Origin of the sequence: Cellulosimicrobium sp. TH-20 (genome assembly GCF_002105775.1) — a bacterium.
Lineage (GTDB): Bacteria > Actinomycetota > Actinomycetes > Actinomycetales > Cellulomonadaceae > Cellulosimicrobium > Cellulosimicrobium funkei.
In genome coordinates this window covers 2,759,061-2,778,755 of record NZ_CP020857.1, presented here as the reverse complement: position 1 = coordinate 2,778,755, position 19,695 = coordinate 2,759,061, and the positions used below count along the sequence as shown (strand labels likewise).

Sequence of the window (19,695 nt, the reverse complement as noted above, 5' to 3'; positions counted from 1 at the left end):
GCGACCGGGCAGGTCCGTGCGGGGCGCGGGACAATGCGGACGTGACGAACCCCACCGAGCCACGGACGGGCACCCCGCCCGACGGCGCACCCGCCCCTGCGCTCCGACGACCGACCGTGCGCGCCGTCGCGGCGTGGACGGTCGAGCCCGGCGCCGACGGCGTGCACCCGGCCGATCCCGGCACCCTGGACACGCCCGGCGACCGGCACACCGCCCGCGCCACGGTGACCTGGGCGCGCCTGGAGGACCTCGACGCCGTGCTCGACGCCGCGGCCCAGGTCACGACCGGTGTGGGCCCGACCCGACAGGACCTCGCGCGGCACAACCGCCACCCCCTGGCGCACGTGCGCCGGGTCGCAGCGGACTGGCTCCTCCTGGTGACGCCGACGGCATGGTTCACCGAGTCGGACCGCCAGGTGCACACGGGCCAGTTCGCCGCGCTGCTCGGCGCGGGGCTCGTCCTCACCGCCGAGGAGGGCGACGCGGACGTGCACGCGATCATGCTCGACAAGGTCGCCGCGCCCGGCGACCCCCACGGCTCGCCCGTCCAGCGGATCGTCTCCGCCGCGGTCCTCGCCATCGTCGGCGGCGCCTCGCAGGTCGAGCTGGGCCTGGGCGACGCCGTCGCCGACACCGAGCGCGTGGTGTTCGACCAGCAGCGCGAGGACCCGGTCGAGCGCATCTACGACCTCAAGCGCGAGATCACCGAGGCGCGGCGCGCCCTCATGCCCGTCACGGCGGAGCTGCCCGAGCTGCTCGACCCGGACGTCCCCGACCACCTCGGGGTGAACCGGCGCATGCTCGAGCGCGTCGTGACGACGGTCGAACGGATCGACCGGCACCTCGACGCGCACGACGACCTGCTCTCGGACATGCTCCAGGTCCACATGACCCAGGTCTCGGTGCGGCAGAACGAGGACATGCGCAAGATCTCGGCGTGGGCGGCGATCCTCGTGTACCCGACGATCGTCGCGGGCGTGTACGGGATGAACTTCCGCAACATGCCGGAGCTGCACTGGGCGTTCGGCTACCCCTTCGCGCTCGCCCTCATGGCGGGCGGCTGCGTCGTGCTCTACCGGGTCTTCAAGCGCGTCGGCTGGCTCTGACCGCGGCCCGAGAGGGTCACGGCGTCGAGACGGCCGTCCCGCCCGGCTCCAGCACGCCCACGAGCAGGAGCAGCACGACGAGCGCCGCGAGCACGAGGCGGTAGACCACGAACGGCGTGTAGCTGAAGGTCGAGACGATCTTGAGGAACGCGATGATGACGAAGTACCCGACGACGAACGCGACGAGCGTCGCGATGAGGGTCGCCCCGGCGCCGGGGGCCCCGGGGGCCGGCTCGTCCGCGGACTTGAAGAGCTGGTAGAAGCCCGAGCCCATGACGGCCGGGATCGCGAGGAGGAACGAGTAGCGCGCCGCCGCCTCGCGCGTGAAGCCCATGAGCAGGCCGGCGGTGATCGTGCCGCCCGAGCGCGAGACGCCGGGGACGAGCGCGAGCGCCTGCGCGAAGCCGAACGCGACCGCCTGCCCGGCCGAGAGCTCGCGCAGCGTGCGGCGCTTGGCGCCGACCCGGTCGGCCCAGCCGAGCAGGAGCGCGAACACCGCGAGCATGAGCGCCGTCAGGTAGAGGTTGCGGAACGTGTTCTCGATCGCGTCCTGGAACAGCAGGCCGAGCAGCACGATGGGCACCGAGCCGAGCGCGATGTACCAGGCCATCGCGGCGTCGTGGTCGTGCCGGCCGAGCCGCGCCCGCCAGTCCGTGCCGTGGTCGCCGCGCACCGAGCGCCACCACGCGGCGCAGATGCGCGCGATGTCCCGCCGGAAGTACAGCAGCACCGCCGTCTCGGTCCCGATCTGCGTGATCGCCGTGAAGGCGGCACCCGGGTCCTGCGACCCGATCAGCTCGCCGACGATGCGCAGGTGGGCGCTCGACGAGATCGGGAGGAACTCGGTCAGGCCCTGGACGAGGCCGAGGAGGACGGCTTCCCACGCGTTCACGAGCGGTCACGATACCCGCTCGGGGGCGCGGTGGCCGCGCACCTGCAGGCCCGAGGCCGAGCGGGTGAACCTGGGCCGACCAGGTCCCCGACCGCGCGCCCCGACGGTCGCCCGCGGGCCCCCGCCGGTACCCTCGGCAACCATGGAGAACCGCCACCTCGGCAGCACCGGCCTGCGCGTGTCCGAGCTCGGGCTCGGCACCATGACGTGGGCCCGGGACACGGACGAGCTCGACGCGGCCGAGCAGCTGCGGGACTTCGTGGACGCCGGCGGCACCCTCGTGGACACGGCCGCCTCCTACGCCGACGGCGACGCCGAGTCGCTCCTCGGGTCGCTGCTCGGGGCGAAGGTCGACCGGCGCGACGTCCTGCTGTGCACCAAGGCGGGGGTGCGCCACACGCCGTCGGGCCCCGTGGTCGACGCGTCCCGCGGTGCGCTCCTCGACTCGCTCGACGACTCGCTCGCGCGCCTGGGCACCGACCACGTCGACCTGTTCCTCGTGCACGCGCCCGACCCGCGCACGCCGTTCACCGAGACGCTGTCGGCGCTGCGCCACGCGGTGACGTCCGGGCGCGCGCGCTACGTCGGGCTGTCCAACCACCCGGGGTGGGCGACGGCGCGGGCCGCGACCCTGCTCGGCGGGACCGACGACGTCGGCCTCGCCGCCGTCCAGCTCGAGTACTCGCTGCTCCAGCGCGGTGCCGAGCGCGAGGTCGTCCCCGCCGCCGAGTCGCTGGGCCTGGGCCTGCTCGCGTGGTCCCCGCTCGGGCGGGGCGTCCTCACCGGCAAGTACCGGCGCTCGCTCCCCGCCGACTCGCGGGGCGCGTCCCCGCACCTCGCCGCGTTCGTCGAGCCGTACCTCGACCACGCGTCGTCGGGGATCGTCGAGGCCGTCGTGACCGCCGCGGAGGGCCTGGGCCGCGCGCCGCTCGACGTCGCGCTGTCCTGGCTCCTGGGGCGCCCCGCCGTCGCGAGCGCGGTCGTCGGTGCGCGCACCCCCGCGCAGCTGCGCACGTCGCTCGCCGCGACCGACCTCGTGCTGCCCGACGCCGTGCGCGCGGCGCTCGACGACGTGAGCGCGCTCGACGTCGGCTACCCCGAGCGGTGGTGACCCCGCCCCTCCGTCGGCGACCTCGGGCGGCTCAGCGCGCGCCGTCGGTCTCGAGCTCGCCGGAGAGGACGTCGTCGTCGAGCGTGTCGTCGAGGTCGTCGTCCTCCTCCGCGTCGTCGTCCTCGTCGTCCTCGTCGTCGTCCTCCTCCGCGAGGTAGAACGGCGTCGCCTCCCCGTGCACCTGTCCCAGCGCCTCGTCGTACACCTCGAAGGCGTCCCCGAGGACGTAGTAGGCGTCGTCGACCGCGGGGTCGTCCTCCCCGCGACGTGCGGCGACGGCGTTGTAGTGGGCTTCGAGCGCGGCGATGAACCGGTCGAGCGCGGCACGCGGGTCAGCGGTCATACCCTGACGGTAGCGCCGAGAGGGGCACAATGGCACTCGTTGGCCGGGTCGGTCCCACCACCCGGCCCGCGACCGAGACAGGCGAGAGAGGACGGTGGCACGTGGAGGAGAGGCCGACGTCACGCCGGAGGTCCGGATGGGCCGCGCACGGCGGGCAGTACGAGTACCGCGTCCTGACGATCGACCGCTCCACGAGCCGGTCGGACGCGAGCAGGCTCCTCACCGACGAGGCGGAGTACGGGCGCTGGGAGCTCGCCCGCACCCGGCTGTACGTCGGGGGCGAGCGCCGGGTCTGGCTGCGGCGCAAGATCATCCGGGTCAGCTCGACGCTGTGAGCACGACCCGGTGAGCGCGGCGCCATGAGAGCGGCCCGGTGAGCGGCGAGCACGAGGCGGCGCCGGCCGTCTTCACGAAGTCGCGCGCCGTGGCCCCGGCGGGGTTCTTCCGCTGCGAGGCCGCCGGGCTGGCGTGGCTCGCCGTCCCGGGCGGGCCGCGCGTCGCCCGCGTGCTCGACGTCGGCGCCGACCACCTCGACCTGGAGCGCGTGCCGACGACCGCGCCGACCCGCGCGGCGGCCCGGGCGTTCGGGCGTGCGCTCGCCGTCGTGCACGACGCCGGGGCGCCGGCCTGGGGCTCGGCCCCGCCCGGGTGGTCGGACGAGGCGTTCTTCGGCCCGCTCGACGACCCGCTGCCGCTGCCCACGGGTGCGTGGCCGGACTGGCCGACCTTCTACGCCGAGGCGCGCCTCCTGCCGGTCGCGCGGCAGGGCCGCGACCGGGGCGCGCTCGACGCCGAGGACGCGCGGCTCCTCGACCGCCTCGCCGCGCGCCTGCCCGACCTCGCCCGCCCGGCGCTCGACGACGCGCCGGCGCGCGTGCACGGCGACCTCTGGTCGGGCAACGTGCTGTGGGCGCCAGGCCGGGGCGGCGGGCCGGACGACCGCACGGGCGGCTCGGCGGGCGCGGTCGAGGCGGTGCTCATCGACCCGGCCGCCCACGGCGGGCACCGCGAGGCCGACCTCGCGATGCTCGCGCTGTTCGGCGCGCCGTTCCTCGACGACATCCTCGCCGCGTACGACGCCGCGCACCCGCTCGCGCGCGGGTGGCGCCACCGCGTCGCGCTGCACCAGGTGTACCCGGTCGCGGTGCACGCGGTGCTGTTCGGCGGCGGGTACCGCGCGCAGCTGCGCTCCTCCGTCCGGGCGCTGCTCGGCGAGACCTGACCGCGCGACGCCCGTCGGTCAGCAGGTGCGCAGGAGCCGGTCCAGGACGCGCACGCCGAACCGCAGCGAGTCGACGGGCACGCGCTCGTCGACGCCGTGGAACATGCCGGAGAAGTCGAGGTCGGCGGGCAGGCGCAGCGGCGCGAAGCCGTAGCCCGTGATCCCGAGGCGGGCGAGCGACTTGTTGTCCGTGCCGCCCGACAGCGTGTACGGCAGCACCGTCGCCTCCGGGTCCTCCGCGAGCAGCGAGTCCACCATGGCGTCCACCAGGTCGCCCTCGAACGGCACCTCGAGCGCGATGTCGCGGTGGATCTCCTCGACCCGCACGTGCTCGCCCGCGAGCGCGCGGAGCGTCGCGAACCCGTCCTCCTCGTGGCCCGGCAGGAGGCGCGCGTCGATCGCCGCCTCGGCGCGGCCGGGGATGACGTTCGCCTTGTAGCCCGCGGAGAGCTGCGTCGGGTTCGACGTGTGCCGCACCGTGGCGCCGACGAACCGCGACGCCGGGCCCAGCGCGGCCACGAGGGCCTCGATCGACCGGGAGTCCTCGGGGTCGTACCGCAGACCCGTGAGGTCCGCGACGCCGCGCAGCAGCTTGTCGACCGTCGGCGTGAGCGTGTTCGGCCAGTGGTGCGTCCCGATGCGCGCCACCGCCTCGGCGAGCCGCGTCACCGCGTTGTCGTCGTTCACCTGCGACCCGTGCCCGGCGCGGCCCTCCGCGACGAGGCGCAGCCAGGCGATGCCCTTCTCCGCCGTCTGGAGCAGGTAGGCCCGCCGCCCCCCGACCTCGACCGAGAACCCACCGACCTCGCTGATCGCCTCGGTCGCACCCTCGAACAGCTCGGGCCGGTGGTCGACGGCGTAGCGCGCCCCGTAGGCGCCGCCCGCCTCCTCGTCCGCGAAGAACGCGACGACGACGTCGCGCGCGGGCTTGCGGCCCTCGCGCACCATCTGGCGCACGACCGCGAGGATCATCGCGTCCATGTCCTTCATGTCGACGGCGCCGCGCCCCCACAGCAGGCCGTCGATCTCCTCGCCCGCGAACGGGTCCACCGACCAGTCCTGCGCCTGCGCGGGGACGACGTCGAGGTGGCCGTGGAGCACGAGCGCCGGTCGCGTCGGGTCCGCTCCCTCGAGCCGCACGACCACGCTCGCCCGGCCGGGCTCCGACTCGAACAGCTCCGGCTCGAGCCCGACCTCGTGCAGCAGCCCCATGACGTACTCCGCGGCGGCCCGCTCCCCCGGGCCCGACCCGTCGCCGAAGTTCGACGTGTCGATCCGCAGCAGCTCGCGGCAGATCCGCACGACCTCGTCCTCGGCGCGCGGCACCGCGCCGGGGGTCGCGTCGGTCGCCGCGGGGGCGCTGGCCAGGGAGTCCGGGTGCGGAGCGGTCATGAGCGACACGCTACCCGTCGCCGTCGGGCGTGCGGACCGCCCCGCCCGACCGCCCGTACGCCGGACACGCCGAGCGAGGACCCCGGTGGGCTGAGGTAGAGCCCTGGTCACGCGAGATAGAGCCCTGGTCACGCGAAGTAGAGCCGTGGTCCACCGAAGCAGAACGCTGCCCGGTCGGGTAGAGCCGTGGTCGTGTCCGACGGCGGCCGGTCGCCCGTCGCGGTCGGGGCCACCATTGCGGCTGGGTCACCATCCGAGGTGGTCGGCCCCGCCGAGGGCCGTCGGGTCGCCCGGGCTGAACCCGGGCGGTGAGCGGCGCGGATCGGGCAAGCACCCGAACGCACCAGACGCACGAGACGCACGAGACGCGTCAAGATCACCTGCGCGCCGCCAGGGCGCGGCACCACGGTGCAGCCGTGAGCGCCGCTGTGCGACGCGAGAGAAGTGGACCGCGAAGCGCAAGTCGCGAGATCGACGGTCCCGCGGGCAGCCACCCGGGGCGAGCACAGACCGAGGCAAGACGACGCCGGGCGGGGTGGGTGGTGGTGCCGCGTCGTGGCGGGCTTGGCGGGAGCCGCGAGGAAAGAACGGCGGATGGTAGACGCGGCACCACCACCCACCACGACCACCCAGGGCGACCACACGCCGTCGGGCAGGGTGACCACGGCTCTACCTCGCACAACCACGGCTCTACCTCGACGGGTCAGTGGTCAGGGTCGTGCTTCCCGTCCCGTGCGAGGGTGTGGCGGGGGCCGGTGCCGTCGCCCGGGAGCGCGTCGGCGTCGTGCTCCTGATGGGTGCCGCCGTCGGGGACGTCGATACGGGACGGCGCCTGCTCGCCCGGGGCGACGACGACGAGCTGGCCCATCATGCCGCGGTCCTCGTGCGTGAGGAGGTGGCAGTGGAACATGTACGGGGTGGTCGGATCGGTCGTGCCCTCGGCGGCGTCGAACCGGACGAGCAGGCGCGTCACGTGCCCCGGCTGGACGTAGACCGTGTCCTGCCACCCGGCGAGGTCCGGCCCGGGCCGCTGTCCTGCGACGTCGAGGACGCGGAACCGGACGTCGTGCACGTGGAAGTTGTGCGGGGTGTCGTCGAGCCCGGTGACCTCCCACACCTCGGTCTCGCCGACCGTGACGACCTCGTCGATCCGCGCCATGTCCATGGAGCGCCCGTTGATCGCGGTACCGGCGAGCTGGAAGCGGCGGGTGCGCACGGCGTCGGACTCGTCGAGCGCGTCCGCGGGGTCGGCGGCGCCGAGCGTGCCCGGGATGTCGGGGCTCGGCTCGAGCGTGCCGGCCGCGCGGAGCTCGAGGAGGTCGAGGGTGTCCTCGCCGCCCGAGAAGCGCTCGAACATCGGGTTGACGCCCAGCTCGGGCGGGAAGCTGCGCAGGACCGCGCGCTGCCCCGGGGTCATGGTCACGACGACCTCCGCCCGATCGCCCGGGGAGAGGCGCACGCGCTCGACCAACTGCGGAGCGGGGAGCAGCCCACCGTCGGTCCCGATGAGCTGGACCGTGCCGCCGTCGGCGAGGCCGACGTCGTAGACGCGTGAGTCGGAGCCGTTGAGCAGGCGCAGACGGACGCGCTCGGTCGCGACGTCGAGGTAGGGCCCCGGGGTGCCGTTGACGAGCACCGTGCCACCGAGCGGGCCGACCGGCGAGAGGAAGGAGACGGCGTCGTCGAGCCGCCCGTCGGCGTGGAAGCTCTTGTCCTGGAGGATGACGGGGACGTCGTCGACGCCGTACTCGTGCGGCAGGTCGGCGGCCAGGCCGTCGGCGGCGGCAGGGTCGTCGAGGAGGAACATCCCCGCTAGCCCGCGGTACACCTGGCTCGCGGTCTGCCCGTGCAGGTGCGGGTGGTACCAGAGCGTCGCGGCGGGCTGGTCGATCGTCCACGTGGGCGACCACGTTTCGCCCGGCTCGACCATCTGGTGGGGGCCGCCGTCCATCGCGGGCGGCAGGTGCATGCCGTGCCAGTGGAGCGTCGTCGTCTCGTCGAGAGCGTTAGTCACGTCGACGCGCACGCGCTCCCCGCGCGCGGCCCGCAAGGTGGGCCCCAGGTAGTCGCCGTTCAGCCCGATCGTCGGAGTGGGGGCGGACGCGCCGAGGTCGGCGACGCCCTCGCGCGCCTCGAGCTCGAAGACGCGCACGCCGTCCTCCACGCGCGACTCCGCGAGCGGCGGGACGGCGAGCGGCCGCGTGAACTCCACGGCTCCCGCCGTGCTCGTCGCGGCGCGCGCCCACGCGACGCCCACGACCACTGCGACGGCCCCGACGAGCAGGACGACGACGAGCCCGAGCACGAGGAGGACGCGGACGAGCGGGCCACGCCGCCGTCGCGGGCGACGTCCGGGCGGTCCGCCGGGTGCCCCGGGGGTCGGGGGACGGCGGGCGGCGGGGTGGTGTGCGTGGTCGTCATCGGGTCTTCTCCAGGGTGGACGACGGCGGGCGGCGGGTGCGGTTCGACGGCGGCCCGGCGGTGCGGGCGACGCTGTCGACGCTAGGTACCGGGCGGTGCCGGGCGCGTCCGCTCGGCAGCGTACGCATGCCCGGAGCCGACCCCGAGCGCGCGCGGCCGCGGCTCGGGGTGGTGCCAGGGACGGGGCGGTCTCGGAGTCGGGGAAGCGGGGTGGCGCGGCGAGACGTCGGCTGGTGGGGCCTCAACGACGTCGGGCCGCGAGGAGACCGAGCGCCATGGCTCCCGCGAACGCGCCCCAGGCCGCGTTGGTGAGCAGCATCGGAACGATCGCGACGGGGTGCGCGACGGGGCCCTGGAGCTCGCCGGTGAGGATCGGCGACAGCAGGGCGCTGAGGATCAGCGCGAGGACACCGTAGGCGAGCCCGACGGCCACGCCGGTCGCGAGCGGGTGCGCCGGGCGGGCGACGACGATCGCGCCGACCCACAGGATCGTGAGCACGAGGGTCGCGAGCAGGGGCGCCGCGGGCCGTCCGATCGCGTCGTCGAGGCCGGTGACGCTCAGGAGCGGTCGGACGAGCGCGAGCGCGCCGAGCCCGAGGACGAGCGGCCAGCTCAGCGAGCGGACCGTCTCGCCGAGCGTGGGGCGCGGCGGGCCGGGCGGGACCGGGCGGTGGGGTGCGGGTCCGGGAGTCGGGTTCATGACGTCGACGCTAGGGAGCGGCGGTGCGGCGCCGCGTCCGCCCCGGCGCGTGACGCGATGCGTCGTCCCGCGCCCCGGGCGTACGCGTCTCGACGTAGCCGACCCCTGACCTGGACCCGCCCCACGACGGACGCGCGTCAGGGTGTGTCTTCCTAGACTCGGTGGTCGTGACGTCTCGCGATCTCCCGCACGACCGGCCCGCCGGGTCGCCTCCCGCGACCCGGCCGTCGCGCTCGTCGCCCCCGCCGTGGCTCGTCGACGTTCTGCTGGGGTTCGCGGTGTTCGACGTCGTCGCGTTCGCCATCGCCGCCGACGTCGGGGGCACGCGGGCCGACCCGTGGGTCGCGTACCCGATCGCCCTTGTGCTGGGGCTGCTCGTGCTCGGCCGGCGCCGCTTCCCCGTCGGGGTCCTCGTCGCGACCGCGCTCGTCATCTGCGCCTACTACACGCTGGACCTGCCCGCGATCGGCCTCGCCCTGCCCGTCTCGGTCGCCCTGTACTCGGCGGCCGTCGCGGGCCGGCTCGGCTGGGCCGTCGGGGTCGCGGCGGCGCTCGTCGTCACCTCGACGTACTTCCGGCTCGCCGAGGGCGACGACGTCCGGTACGTCATCGGCTACGAGCTGGCGACGACCGTGGCGCTCATGGCCGCGGCGATCGCCCTCGGGCACGGGTCGTTCACCCGCCGGCAGCGCGACGAGCAGCGGCGCCACGCGGACGCGCTGCTCGAGCAGACGCTCCACCTCGAGGCCGCCGACCGGCTCGCGCACGACCGGGAGGCCGTCGCCCGCGACCTGCACGACGTCGTCGGGCACCACCTCGCCGTCGTCTCGCTGCACGCGAACGTCGCCCGCGAGGCACTCGACGACGTGGACACCGTCGGTGCCGCACAGTCGGACGCGCTCGCGACCGCGCGGGCCGAGCTCGAGCTCGTCCGGACGGCCACGACGACCGCCTTGGCGGACCTGCGCGCCACGGTGCGCGCGCTGCGCGGGACGGCCGCGCCCGCGGGGCTCGCGGAACAGGCGCGCATCGACCGGCTCGACGACCTCGCGCTCACGGCCCGGGCGGCCGGGCTCGACGTCACCCTCGACGTCGACCTGCCCTCGGGGACCGCGGAGGGTACCGCCGCGGGCGCGGCGGCGTACCGGGTCGTCCAGGAGGGCCTGACCAACGTGCTGCGGCACGCCGGAGCGCACGCCGCCGTCGTCCGCGTGGCGTTGGAGCGTGCGCCTGGTGCACCGGGCGACGTGCTCGCGGTCGAGGTGCGCGACGACGGCCCCGGGGCACGGGGCGGGGGTGACGCCACGGACCGTGGCGGGCTCGGGCTGCGCGGGCTGCGCGAGCGCGTCGCGGTCCTGGGCGGCACGGTCGAGACCGACGCACCCGACGGCGCCGGGTTCCGGCTGCGGGCGCGCGTGCCGGTCACGCCCGGCGCCGCGGTGCGCGGGACGGCCGCCGTGCGGGGCCCGCACTCCTCAGGCGGGGGTGCCCCGTGATCCGCGTCGTGCTGGTCGACGATCAGCCCCTCGTACGGACGGGCATCCGCGCGCTGCTCGAGCGCGCGGACGACGTCGAGGTCGTCGGCGAGGCGGCCGACGGTCGCGAGGGCGTCGCGCTCGCGCGCCGCGTGCGCCCCGACGTCGTGCTCATGGACCTCCAGATGCCCGTGCTCGACGGGATCGCGGCCACGCGGCAGATTGTCGACGACGCGGCCCCCGGCTCGGGGCTACCGGACGGCGCGACGGGCGCGGACGGGGCGGCGGCCGGACCGCGCGTCGTGGTCCTCACGACGTTCGACGACGACACGAATCTCTTCGCGGCGCTACGGGCGGGGGCGTCGGGCTTCCTGCTCAAGGACGCGAGCCCGGACGAGCTGCGCGGCGCGGTGCGCACGGCCGCGGCGGGCGACGCGCTGCTCTCCCCCGCGGTGACGGCGCGCGTGGTCGCGCAGGCGGTGGACGCCGGGCGACGGGACGAGGCGCTTGTCGCCGCGGTCGCCGACCGGCTCACGGACCGCGAGCACGAGGTGCTCGCGCACGTCGGCCGCGGCCTGACGAACGACGAGATCGGCGCGGCCCTGTTCATGAGCCCGGCGACGGCCCGCACGCACGTGGGCCGTATCCTCGCCAAGCTGGGGGTGCGGGACCGGGCCGGCCTCGTCGTCGTCGCCTACGAGACCGGCCTGGTCCGCCCGGGCACCCCGCCCAGGTAGAGCCGAGGTCCGCGAGGTAGAGGCGTGGTCATGACCAGGCCTCTACCTCGCGCTACCACGGCTCTACCTCGCGACGGGAGGGGCCCACACCTCAGGCGTCGAGGCCGCGGCGCGCGAGGAGCGGCGCGATGTCGGCGTCGCGGCCGCGGAGCTCACGGAACGACTGCAGCGGGTCCTGCGAGCCGCCGCGCGCGAGCAGCACGCGGCGGAAGCGCTCGCCGTTCTCGCGCGACAGGCCGCCGTTCTCGCGGTACCACTCGACCGTGTCGGCGTCGAGGACCTCGGACCAGATGTAGGAGTAGTACCCGGCCGCGTACCCGCCCCCGAACACGTGGTTGTAGTACGTCGTGCGGTAGCGCGGCGGGACGGGCGCGAACGCGACGCCCGCCGCCTCGAGCGCGGCGGCCTCGAACGGTACGACGTCGGCCTCCGACGCGGGGACGCCGTCGGGCCCGACCTGGTGCCAGGCCTGGTCGAGCAGCGCCGCGGCGAGGTACTCGGTCGTGCCGAAGCCCTCGTTGAACTGGCGCGAGGCGAGCATCGTGTCGACCCACTCGGCGGGCATCGGCTCGCCCGTGACGTGGTGCACCGCGTAGGAGCGCAGGACCGACGGCTCCCACGCCCACATCTCGTTGACCTGCGAGGGGTACTCGACGAAGTCGCGCGGCACCTCGGTGCCGGACTGCGACGGGTAGCGCACGTCGGAGAACAGGCCGTGCAGCGCGTGCCCGAACTCGTGGAAGAGCGTGATGACCTCGTCCCACACGAGCAGCGTGGGCTGGCCGGCCGGCGGCTTGACGATGTTGAGGTTGTTGACGACGACCGGCTTCTGCCCGAGCAGGTGGTTCTGGTCGACGAGGTTGTTCATCCAGGCGCCGCCGCGCTTGGACTCGCGCGTGTACCAGTCGGCGAGGAAGAGGCCCAGGCCCTGGCCCGGCTCCCCCGGCGTCTCGGCGTCGAACACCTCGAAGACGCGCACGTCCGGGTGGTACCCGACGAGGTCGTGGCGCTCGGCGAAGGAGATGCCGAACAGGCGGTTCGCGGCCAGGAACACGCCGTCGTGCACGACGCGCTCGAGCTCGAGGTACGGGCGCAGCAGCGCGTCGTCGAGCGCGTAGCGGTCCTTGCGCACGCGCTCGGCGTAGAACGACCAGTCGGACGCGCGCAGCGTCGCGCCCGGCTCGTCGGCCCGCAGCGCCGTCTCGAGGTCGGCCGCCTCGCGGCGCGCGTTCGCGACGGCGGCGGGAGCGAGCCGCCCGAGCATCGCGTTCACGGCCTCGGTCGTCTTGGCGGTCGCGTCCTCCGCGACGTACGCGGCGTGGTGCTCGTAGCCGAGCAGGCGCGCGCGCTCGGCGCGCAGGCGCACGGTCTCCAGCACGATCTCGCGCGTGTCGTGGTCGTCGCCGGTCGCACCGCGCGACTCCGACGCCTGCTGCACGCGCTCGCGCACGTCGCGGCGCGCGAGCGAGGCGAGGACGCCCTGCTGGGTGGGGAGCTGCATCTCCAGCAGCCACGCGCCCTCGTGCCCGCGCGCGGCGGCGGCCGCCGCCGCGCCCGCGACGGCGTCCTCGGCCAGGCCCTCGAGCTCCGTACGGTCGGTGACGAGCACGCTCGCGGCGTTCGCGCCCGCGAGCAGCTTGCGGCCGAACGCGGCCTCGAGCGTGGTCAGGCGGCCGTTGAGCGCGCGCAGGCGCTCCTGCTGCTCCGTGTCGAGCTCCACGCCCGAGCGGCGGAACCGGACGAGCAGCGTGCGGAGCAGCCACGCGGCGTCGGGCTCGAGGGTCTGCTCGCCGGCGTCCACCGCGTCCTGGAGCGCGCGGGCGCGGGCGTAGAGGCGCGCGTCCATGTAGATCGCGTCGTGGTGCGCGGCGAGCTCGGGCGCGAACTCCTCCTCGATCTGCTCCAGGCCCGGCGTCGCGTCGGCCGAGAGCTGGTTGTAGAACGCGTTGAGCACGCGCGCGAGGTCGCGGCCCGACCGCTCGAGCGCCTCGAGCACGCTCGCGGCGGTGGGCGGCGCGTCGTCGCTCGCGATCGCCTCGATCGCCGCGCGCTGCGCGGCCGTCGCGGCCCGCAGCGCCGGGAGGTAGTGCTCCTCACGGATGGCGTCGTAGTCGGGCAGCTCGTACGGCAGCACCGACGGCGCCGCGAACGGGTTGGCGGGGTCGAGGTCGAGAAGGGCCGGCGCGGTGGTGGGCGCGGGCGCGTCGGCGCGCGTCGTGGGCTCGGAGGTCATGGTGCCCATCTTGACCCCGCCGGCAGCCACGACGGAAACGGACACCCCGCCGCCCGGGAGCGCGGTGGCGGTACGGCGTCAGGCCGCGCGGCCCGACGGCGACGCGTCCGCCGGCCACGGCTCCGCGGGCTCGCGCGGATCGCCGGGCAGGAGCGTGCCGAGCCACGCGTCGCGTCGCTCGCCGCGCTGCAGCGCGAAGCCGCGCACCGTGCCCTCGACCCGGAAGCCGAGGCGCCACGCGGTCCGGCGCGAGGGCCAGTTGCCGACGTACGCCTGCCAGAAGAGCCGCGCGAGACCCGCCCCCTCGGGGTCGAACGCCCAGTCGACGACGAGGCGGCCCGCGGCCGTCATGAAGCCCCGGCCCCGGGCGCCGGGTGCGGTCCAGTAGCCGATCTCGGCCGACCGCCGTCCCTCGGGCGCGTCGTCGAGGCTGAGGCCGATCATGCCGAGGAGCGGGCTCACGCCGTCGGGGCCGGGGATGCCCGATCGGCCCGCGCTCTCGCGCACGCCCCACGTGAGGACGTCCCCGCGCTCCCACCCGGGACCGACGTACTCCTGCACGAACTGCACCGCATCCGCGCGCGTGTACGGCGACGGCACGACCGTCCACGCGGCGACGTCCGGGTCCTGGCACGCGGCCGTGATCGCGTCGACGTCGTCGAGGGTCGGGGTGGACAGGTGGACGCGGCCGTCGTCGAGGGCGAAGGGGTGCACCCGCCCGAGCCTGGCACGCCGCGCCGCACGGCGTCACCCCGATTCCCGGCCCGGGGCCGCGCGGCGACGGCTGCTCTCGACCGTCCCGGACCCGGGTGCGTCACCGGCGCAGGGCGTCCTCCACGGGCGTCCACGGCAGGTCGTGCGCGGCGGCCACCGCCGCGTTGAGGAGCGTGCCGCGGTGGGTGGACGCCCCCGACCGCAGGAGCGGGACCTCCCGCAGCGCGTCGACCCCGCCGTCCGCGAGCGCCGCGAGGTACGGGAGCGTCGCGCTGGTCAGCGCGAGGGTGCTCGTCACGGGGACCGCTCCGGGCATGTTCGCGACGCAGTAGAACGTGGTGCCGTGGACGGCGAAGGTCGGGTCGTCGTGGGTCGTGGGCCGCGACCCCTCGAAGCACCCGCCCTGGTCCACGGCGTCGTCCACGAGCACGGCGCCGGGCCGCATCCGCGCGACGAGGTCGTCGGTGACGAGGCGCGGGGCACGCGCCCCCGCGACGAGCACGGCGCCGACGACGAGGTCGGCCTCCAGCACCTCGCGCTCGATCGCGTACGCGTTCGACACGACGGTGCGCACGTGCCCGGAGAACTCCTGGTCGACGGCGCGCAGCACGGGCAGCGCGAGGTCGACGACCGTGACCTCGGCGCGCATGCCCACGGCGATCTCGGCGGCGTGGCGCCCCGCGGTGCCGCCCCCGAGCACGACGACCCGGCCGGGTCGCGTCCCGGGCACGCCGCCGAGCAGGACGCCGCGGCCGCCTGCCGGGCGCTGGAGGAGCCACGCGCCGACCTGGGTCGCCATGCGTCCGGCGACCTCGCTCATGGGCGCCAGGAGCGGGAGGGTGCCGTCCGGGGCCCGGGCGGTCTCGTAGGCGACCGCGGTGGTGCCGGCGTCGAGCAGGGCGCGCGTGCACGCCGCGTCGGCCGCGAGGTGGAGGTAGGCGAAGAGCAGGAGGTCGTCGCGCAGGAAGCGGTGCTCGCTCGCGACCGGCTCCTTGACCTTGCAGACGAGCTCCGCCTCGCCCCAGACCTCCTCGGCGGTCGGCACGATGCGCGCTCCCGCGCTCTCGAACTCCGCGTCGGGCAGGTGGGAGCCGGTCCCGGCCCCGGACTGGACGAGCACGTCGTGCCCGGCCCGTACGAGGTGGTGCGCGCCGGCGGGGGTGAGCGCGACGCGGTCCTCGTGGTTCTTGACCTCGGTGGGTATCCCGATCCTCATGGTCCAGTGTGGCCGCAGGCTGCCGTCGTGCGCAGGGTGGCCGAATCTTGTGCCTGCGTGTCCTGCCTGCCACTCGTCCGGCCCCGCCGTCGTTGCCAGGGTGGGCGGGTGGACCCGACGACCTCCCGCACAGCCCGGCCCGCCCCGACGGGCGGCCCGGCCTCCCCCTCCGGACGGGATCTGCCCGCCAGCCCGCTCGACCGGTCCCCGACGGGCACGCTGGGCCTCGCGCGCGGCAGCGCGCTCTACGTCGCGAGCGTCCTCGGGACCGGCGTCCTCGCGCTGCCGGGCCTCGCGACGCGCGTCGCCGGGCCCGCGTCCGTGCTCGCCGTCGCGCTCGTCCTCGTGGCGAGCGTGCCGCTCGCGGGGACGTTCGCCGCGCTCGCCGCACGGCACCCCGACCGGGGCGGGGTCGCGAGCGCGGTGCGTGCGGCGCTCGGCCCGACGGCGGCCCGCGCCACCGGGTACTGGTTCTCCTTCGGCGTGTGCGCGGGCGTCCCCGTCGTCGCGGTGCTCGGGGCCGAGTACGTCGTCGCCGTCGTCGGGGCGGACCGCGCCGTCGTCCCGGTCGTGGCGGTCGCGCTGGTCGTCGTGCCGGCGCTCGCCGTCGCGCTCGGGGTGCGCGTGGCCGGTGCCGTCCAGCTCGGTCTGACGACGCTCCTGCTCGCGGCCGTCGTCGCGGTCGTCGCGGCGGCGGCGCCGGCGGCGAGCGCCGAGCGCTTCACGCCGTTCCTCAGCGAGGGGTGGTCCGGCGTGGGGTCCGCCGTGAGCCTGTTCGTGTGGGCGTTCGCGGGGTGGGAGGTCGGCACGCACGTCTCGGCCGACTTCCGCGACCCGCGGCGCACGATCCCCGCCGCGACGGGCGTGGCGCTCGTCGTGGTCGGCGTCGCGTACCTGGCGCTCCAGGTCACGACGGTCGGGGTGCTCGGCACGGACGCGGGGACGGGGACGGTCGCGCTCCTCGACCTTGCGCGCGTGGGCGCGCCCGGCGCGGGTCCGGTGCTCGTGGGCGTCGTCGCCGCGGTCGTCACGTCCGGGGTGCTCACCGCCTACCTCGCCGCGTTCGCGAACCTCGGGCAGGCGCTCGCCAGGGACGGCGACCTCCCGCGCCCCCTCGCCGCGCTCGCGGGCCGTGCGGGGGTCCCGCGCCGCGCGCTGGCCGTCACGCTCGCGCTCGCGGCGGGCTACCTCGCGGTGCTCGTCGCCACGGGGCTCGACCTCGAGCCCTTCGTCCGCGTCCACACGAGCAGCATGGTGGCCGTCTACGCGCTGGGCATGGTGGCGGCGCTGCGCCTGCTCCCCCGGCGCTCTCCCGGCTGGTGGCTCGCCGCGGTCGCGACGGCCCTGACGGCGGTGCTGCTGCTCCTCGCGGGGGCGTCGCTCGTCGCACCGGCGCTGCTCGCCGCGGCCGCGGTCGTGGTGACGCTCGTCCGCCGCGGCGCCGGGCACGCACGGACCGACGGCCGGTCGTCCGGGTCCGAGGCCGGCTGACCGGCCGCGCGGAAATCGCCCGGGCGGCCCGTTCCCCGCGTCCGCGCTCTCCGCTACGGTCGACGCCATGCCCACGTGGACGGACCCCGGCCCGGTGGAGTTCGACGCCGTGGTGGTCGCCGCCGGGTCACGGTCGGGAGCGTTCGTCGCGCTCCCCGTCGACGTCCTCGACCTGTTCGGGACGCGCGGCCGGGTCCCCGTCCTCGCGGCGGTCGACGGCGTCGCGTACCACGCGTCCCTCGTCGCCTACGGCGGTCCGCACCTGCTCGCCGTGCTGCGGTCCGTGCGAGCCGCGACCGGCAAGGACGTCGGGGACACCGTGCACGTCTCGGTCCGGCTCGACGCGGGGGTCTCCGCCGTCCCGCGGTGATCCCGGTCCCGGCCGCCCGGGCAGGGACGGCGCGAGGTCAGCTCGTCGCGCCCTCCGGGGGCGGCGTCACGCCCGGGCCGATGTCCCCGAGGGCGATCTCCTTCGCCGTCGGCAGCTCGTCCTCCATCGGTGGGTCCTTGTGCCGCAGGTGCGAGAACACCGACCACGCGACCGCGACGAGCGGCACCGACACGACCGCGCCGAGGATCCCGGCCAGCAGCGTGCCCGCCGTCACCGCGATCGCGACCACCACCGGGTGGAGCGACACCTGCTTGCCCATGACGAGCGGCTGCAGCACGTGGCCCTCGAACTGCCCGATGAGCGCGATGCCGATCGTCACGATCAGCGCGATGAGGAAGCCCTTGGCCGCGAGCGCGACGATCGCGGCGATGATCATCGCGAGCGGGGCGCCGATGATCGGGATGAACGCCCCGATGAACACGAGGACGGCGAGCGGGGCCGCGAGCGGGACGCCGAGGATCGCGAGGAAGATCCCCGCGAGGATGCCGTCGACGAGCGCGATGATCACCGTGCCGCGCGCGTAGCCGGAGAAGGTGTACCAGCCGGCGCCGCCCGCGATCTTCCAGCTGTCGCGCGAGCGCGACGGGAGCTGGTTGAGGAACCACGTCCACATGTCCTTGCCGCGGGCGAGGAAGAACACCGTGCAGAAGATCGCGAGCGCGATCGCCGCGAAGGCCTCGAAGACCGAGCCCGCGCTCGCCGCGGCCTGGCTCGCGATGTCGCCGCCGTGCTCCGTGAGCCACTGGCGCCCGTTGTCGATCCAGCCGTTGACGTCGTCCGCGGTGATCGTGACCGGCAGCGGGCCGTTCTCGAGGAAGTCGAAGATCTGCTCGATGCCCTGGTCGAACTGCTCCGCGAGGCTCTGCCACTGGCCCGCGACCGACGTGATGACGTACGTCAGCAGGCCCGCGAAGAAGAGCAGGGCCGTGAGGATCGCGAGCCCCGTGGCCAGGCCGCGCGGCATGATCCTGCTGTAGAAGTCGGTCACCGGCCGCAGGACGGACGTGATGACGAGCGCGAGGAAGACCGCCACGAACACGAGCTGCACCTGCGCGGTCGCGAAGAAGACGAGCGCGACGGCCGCGACGATCATGAGCAGGCGCCACGACCAGCCGGCCGTCGTGCGCAGCCAGGCGGGGACCGTCTCGTCGTACCCCACCACCGACGGGTTGCGACGCGCCCCGGCGACCTTGCGCGCCGCGCTCGACGCCCCGGCGAGGTGCTTGACCGACGCCGCCGAGCGGTCGGAGCCGGAGCCCGGCCGAGGTGTCGGTGCCGGGCCTGCTGCGGGTCGCTGCTCGTCCGTCACGCGTGCCTCCGTCGCGTCGTGGCCACCATCCGCCCAGTCTGCCCCAGGTCGTCCCCGCACGCCGGGCGCCGCGCACGGCCTCGGCCGAGGGCACGTCGAGGTCGCGGTCGAGGTCGCGGCCCTGGTCCGGGCCGTGAGGGCGATGTGAGGACCACCCCCGAACCGTGCTATGTTTTTCCCCGCACCCGAACGGCGGAAACGCCGGGAAGGTCCACTCGTCCGGGTGGCGGAATGGCAGACGCGCTAGCTTGAGGTGCTAGTGCCCTTTATCGGGCGTGGGGGTTCAAGTCCCCCTCCGGACACCATGATCGAGGCCCCTGGCCTGCGGAGACGCAGACCAGGGGCCTTCGTCGTCCCCGGGCACGCACCAGTCCCCCGGCGCGCACGTGGTGTCAGCGCCCCGGCGGGAGGACGACGTCGTCGCCCGAGGTGAGGATCGTCACGGACTCGTCCGCGGGCAGGCCGGGCACGACGACGACGCTCGTCGACGGCGCGGTGTCGAGCGTGCAGGGGCGCTCGTCGGTGCCCGCCCGGCGACCGAGGCGGAAGCTCAGCCAGCGCCCCTCGGCGTCCCACGTGTAGTCGACCGGGACGAGCGGGCACGAGCTCGACCCGAACGTCACGACGTTCACGGTCTGCGGCTCGCCGCCGCGCGCGTAGCCGACGGCCGGGGTCTCGGCGTCGGACCACGGGTGCACCTCGCCGCCCTCGGCGGGCAGCCCGAGATACGTGCGGTCCGCGACGGACGGGTCGATGGGGTCGGTGGCCGCCGCGCACGCGACGAGGGCGACCGTCGCGCCGATGCTCAGCACCGAGGTGCCGACGAGACGGGCCGTGCGGACGAGGACGGGCAGCTGCGGGTCGATGGCGGGCATGGTGCTCACGCTCGTCCTGAGGCGCCCCGTCCCGGATCGGTCGAACGCGCCGTCCCGACCCGCCCCC

The 19,695-nt window shown here is 75.5% G+C and carries 18 protein-coding genes and 1 tRNA gene; 9 read left to right on the top strand and 10 right to left on the bottom strand.

Features of this window, described 5'->3' with window-relative positions:
* Window positions 1-41 precede the first annotated feature (41 nt).
* Window positions 42-1,106: a CorA family divalent cation transporter gene (locus B8281_RS12275; protein ID WP_085387863.1), complete on the top strand. Its 1,065-nt coding sequence runs from the start codon at window positions 42-44 to the stop codon at window positions 1,104-1,106.
* A 16-nt stretch (window positions 1,107-1,122) separates the two neighbouring features.
* Here B8281_RS12275 and B8281_RS12270 read toward each other — a convergent pair whose 3' ends face one another.
* On the bottom strand, window positions 1,123-1,998 hold the full coding sequence (locus tag B8281_RS12270) for an undecaprenyl-diphosphate phosphatase (protein WP_034651390.1): 876 nt from the start codon (window positions 1,996-1,998) through the stop codon (window positions 1,123-1,125).
* A gap of 142 nt (window positions 1,999-2,140) precedes the next feature.
* On the opposite strand from B8281_RS12270, the gene B8281_RS12265 reads away from it, so the two are divergent.
* On the top strand, window positions 2,141-3,109 hold the full coding sequence (locus B8281_RS12265) for an aldo/keto reductase (RefSeq protein ID WP_034651393.1): 969 nt from the start codon (window positions 2,141-2,143) through the stop codon (window positions 3,107-3,109).
* A 31-nt stretch (window positions 3,110-3,140) separates the two neighbouring features.
* On the opposite strand, the gene B8281_RS12260 is transcribed toward B8281_RS12265, so the two are convergent.
* On the bottom strand, window positions 3,141-3,452 hold the full coding sequence (locus tag B8281_RS12260) for a hypothetical protein (protein WP_034651396.1): 312 nt from the start codon (window positions 3,450-3,452) through the stop codon (window positions 3,141-3,143).
* A gap of 101 nt (window positions 3,453-3,553) precedes the next feature.
* Here B8281_RS12260 and B8281_RS12255 point away from each other — a divergent pair, with 101 nt between their 5' ends.
* Both B8281_RS12255 and B8281_RS12250 read left to right on the top strand, forming a co-directional pair.
* Complete coding sequence (locus B8281_RS12255) at window positions 3,554-3,787, top strand: DUF5703 family protein (protein ID WP_009861400.1); 234 nt, start codon at window positions 3,554-3,556, stop codon at window positions 3,785-3,787.
* A 38-nt stretch (window positions 3,788-3,825) separates the two neighbouring features.
* Window positions 3,826-4,674: a fructosamine kinase family protein gene (locus B8281_RS12250; protein WP_085387862.1), complete on the top strand. Its 849-nt coding sequence runs from the start codon at window positions 3,826-3,828 to the stop codon at window positions 4,672-4,674.
* A gap of 18 nt (window positions 4,675-4,692) precedes the next feature.
* On the opposite strand, the gene B8281_RS12245 is transcribed toward B8281_RS12250, so the two are convergent.
* The 3 genes from B8281_RS12245 to B8281_RS12235 form a co-directional block, all read right to left on the bottom strand.
* Window positions 4,693-6,066, bottom strand: a complete 1,374-nt coding sequence (locus B8281_RS12245) for a M20/M25/M40 family metallo-hydrolase (RefSeq protein ID WP_085388749.1) — start codon at window positions 6,064-6,066, stop codon at window positions 4,693-4,695.
* A 703-nt stretch (window positions 6,067-6,769) separates the two neighbouring features.
* A complete protein-coding gene (locus tag B8281_RS12240) occupies window positions 6,770-8,371 on the bottom strand; it encodes a multicopper oxidase family protein (RefSeq protein WP_085387861.1) in 1,602 nt (533 codons plus the stop codon).
* A gap of 357 nt (window positions 8,372-8,728) precedes the next feature.
* Entirely contained in the window at window positions 8,729-9,187 is a 459-nt protein-coding gene (locus B8281_RS12235) for a hypothetical protein (protein ID WP_198163064.1), read from the bottom strand.
* A 167-nt stretch (window positions 9,188-9,354) separates the two neighbouring features.
* Here B8281_RS12235 and B8281_RS12230 point away from each other — a divergent pair, with 167 nt between their 5' ends.
* On the top strand, window positions 9,355-10,683 hold the full coding sequence (locus B8281_RS12230) for a sensor histidine kinase (RefSeq protein WP_085388747.1): 1,329 nt from the start codon (window positions 9,355-9,357) through the stop codon (window positions 10,681-10,683).
* Complete coding sequence (locus tag B8281_RS12225) at window positions 10,680-11,399, top strand: response regulator transcription factor (RefSeq protein ID WP_085387860.1); 720 nt, start codon at window positions 10,680-10,682, stop codon at window positions 11,397-11,399. The genes B8281_RS12230 and B8281_RS12225 overlap by 4 nt, the downstream gene beginning before the upstream one ends.
* Window positions 11,400-11,490: 91 nt before the next feature.
* Here the strand turns inward: B8281_RS12225 and B8281_RS12220 are convergent, their stop codons facing one another.
* From B8281_RS12220 to ald, 3 genes are all read right to left on the bottom strand, one after another.
* Window positions 11,491-13,632, bottom strand: a complete 2,142-nt coding sequence (locus B8281_RS12220; RefSeq protein ID WP_144723272.1) for a M3 family metallopeptidase — start codon at window positions 13,630-13,632, stop codon at window positions 11,491-11,493.
* Between the two features lie 78 nt (window positions 13,633-13,710).
* Window positions 13,711-14,346, bottom strand: a complete 636-nt coding sequence (locus B8281_RS12215; protein WP_085387858.1) for a GNAT family N-acetyltransferase — start codon at window positions 14,344-14,346, stop codon at window positions 13,711-13,713.
* A 100-nt stretch (window positions 14,347-14,446) separates the two neighbouring features.
* A complete protein-coding gene (ald, locus tag B8281_RS12210; RefSeq protein ID WP_085387857.1) occupies window positions 14,447-15,562 on the bottom strand; it encodes an alanine dehydrogenase in 1,116 nt (371 codons plus the stop codon).
* Window positions 15,563-15,670: 108 nt separating this feature from the next.
* On the opposite strand from ald, the gene B8281_RS12205 reads away from it, so the two are divergent.
* Window positions 15,671-17,053 (top strand): APC family permease, encoded by a 1,383-nt coding sequence (locus tag B8281_RS12205; protein WP_085387856.1) that lies wholly within the window; start codon window positions 15,671-15,673, stop codon window positions 17,051-17,053.
* A gap of 67 nt (window positions 17,054-17,120) precedes the next feature.
* Window positions 17,121-17,423 carry a DUF1905 domain-containing protein gene (locus tag B8281_RS12200; protein ID WP_085387855.1) on the top strand — a complete coding sequence of 101 codons (303 nt, stop codon included), beginning with the start codon at window positions 17,121-17,123 and terminating at the stop codon, window positions 17,421-17,423.
* Between the two features lie 37 nt (window positions 17,424-17,460).
* On the opposite strand, the gene B8281_RS12195 is transcribed toward B8281_RS12200, so the two are convergent.
* The gene (locus B8281_RS12195) at window positions 17,461-18,603 is read right to left on the bottom strand and encodes an AI-2E family transporter (RefSeq protein ID WP_157446721.1); all 1,143 of its coding nucleotides are present in this window, start codon (window positions 18,601-18,603) and stop codon (window positions 17,461-17,463) included.
* A gap of 367 nt (window positions 18,604-18,970) precedes the next feature.
* Between B8281_RS12195 and B8281_RS12190 the strand changes: the two genes are divergently transcribed.
* A tRNA-Leu gene (locus tag B8281_RS12190) sits at window positions 18,971-19,058 on the top strand.
* A gap of 87 nt (window positions 19,059-19,145) precedes the next feature.
* Here the strand turns inward: B8281_RS12190 and B8281_RS12185 are convergent.
* Window positions 19,146-19,637: a hypothetical protein gene (locus B8281_RS12185; RefSeq protein ID WP_157446627.1), complete on the bottom strand. Its 492-nt coding sequence runs from the start codon at window positions 19,635-19,637 to the stop codon at window positions 19,146-19,148.
* Window positions 19,638-19,695: the final 58 nt, after the last annotated feature.